The sequence below is a fragment of the Limosilactobacillus vaginalis DSM 5837 = ATCC 49540 genome (genome assembly GCF_000159435.1).
In the GTDB taxonomy this organism is placed as follows: domain Bacteria; phylum Bacillota; class Bacilli; order Lactobacillales; family Lactobacillaceae; genus Limosilactobacillus; species Limosilactobacillus vaginalis.
Map to the genome: position 1 here is coordinate 407,673 of NZ_GG693413.1, position 1,369 is coordinate 409,041.

Consider the following 1,369-nt stretch of genomic DNA (forward strand, 5'->3'; position numbering starts at 1 on the left):
GAAAAAAATAATCCAACGTATAGCACCATTAAAAGAATTTGCAATGAAGCATAAAATCACCGAGAACATAATAGAATAATAAAGCAAGAATCTAAAATATGACCTAATTGAAATCAGATCATTTATACTAACTTTTTTTCCACCATATTTTAACAATACGCCATCTACAACACCAAAATGACATAATGCAACATAAGTACTATACAATATAAAAATCTTATAGTACCCATAATTTGTAACACCCATTATTTTTGGAACAACAAGGTTTGTAATTATCCCACTCAACAATAAAACTCCACTACTAAATATTACTGAAACTAAATTCAAAAATGTTTTTTTATTTATCATAATTTTCTATATGCTATGTACATTAAGTAATAAACTATTTGAAAATAGTAAAAACAAAAATACATAAGTTGACTTTTGAGTGAAAGATACCTCTGATGTTTAGCACGTTTAACTAAGGTCTTATAATCTTCTTTTATTCTTTTGTATCGTATACTTTTACGACATTGATACTGTAATACCATTAAAGTCGGAATTGCATTTAATGAGTACTGTACTAAATATTTCTGATTATTTAATAATGCTTTGTCTACTCTTAGTAGTACTGCATCAACACCATCCAAATATTTCTCACCAACTCCTCCATTACTATTAGTAATACTATTTTCTCTATCTCTATGAAAATAAAGTTTTTCACTTATAACAGAGATAGAACAACCATGAATTAAATCGTACAGAATGTAATCATCCTCATTTGTCTTTCCATCCGAATACCTGACATTTTTAAATAATGTAGACTTATATAATTTTCCCCATGGTACTGTACACTCACCCCAAAATCCATTGTAAAGATGATCCCAAAAATCTTTTTCTGTCCATACTCCCGAATTAAAAAAACGCTTTTTAAAGTTTCGTGTATCCCTTACTTTAGGTTTACCATCTATTCCCACTAATTGAGAATTACACATTACCATATCTGTTCTATTTTCTTTAATAGATTTAAGGAGTAGCTCTACCATATTTTCTTTTATATAATCATCACTATCAACAAATACTATATAGTTACCATTAGACTTCATTAAGCCAAAATTTCTTGTCGTAGCTATACCTTGATTCTCTTTAGTAAAAACAGTTATTCTTGAATCTCTTAACGAATAACTATTAAATATATCAAGTGTCTTATCTGTCGAGCCATCATCAATTAAAATTATTTGTAAATTTTTATAGGTTTGATTAACAATACTATCAATACAGCTACATATGTATTTTTCAGCATTATACGCTGGAACAATAACACTTACTTTTTCTTTATTCATTATTCATTTCTTTCTCCTATTTTTAGAATAGCAATGAATTTATTTAT

At 27.4% G+C, this 1,369-nt stretch carries 1 protein-coding gene and 1 pseudogene; both read right to left on the minus strand.

Annotation, left to right across the window (positions count from 1 at the left end; genetic code table 11):
- A pseudogene (locus tag HMPREF0549_RS10020) lies at positions 1-285 on the minus strand (hypothetical protein); the annotation flags it as partial.
- 59 nt (positions 286-344) lie between these two features.
- Positions 345-1,322, minus strand: a complete 978-nt coding sequence (locus HMPREF0549_RS05095) for a glycosyltransferase family 2 protein (RefSeq protein ID WP_003717201.1) — start codon at positions 1,320-1,322, stop codon at positions 345-347.
- Positions 1,323-1,369: the final 47 nt, after the last annotated feature.

Coding starts and splice junctions, on each gene's coding strand:
- HMPREF0549_RS05095 (WP_003717201.1), bottom strand. CDS start 1,322: ATGAATAAAGAAAAAGTAAGTGTTATTGTTCCAGCGTATAATGCTGAA.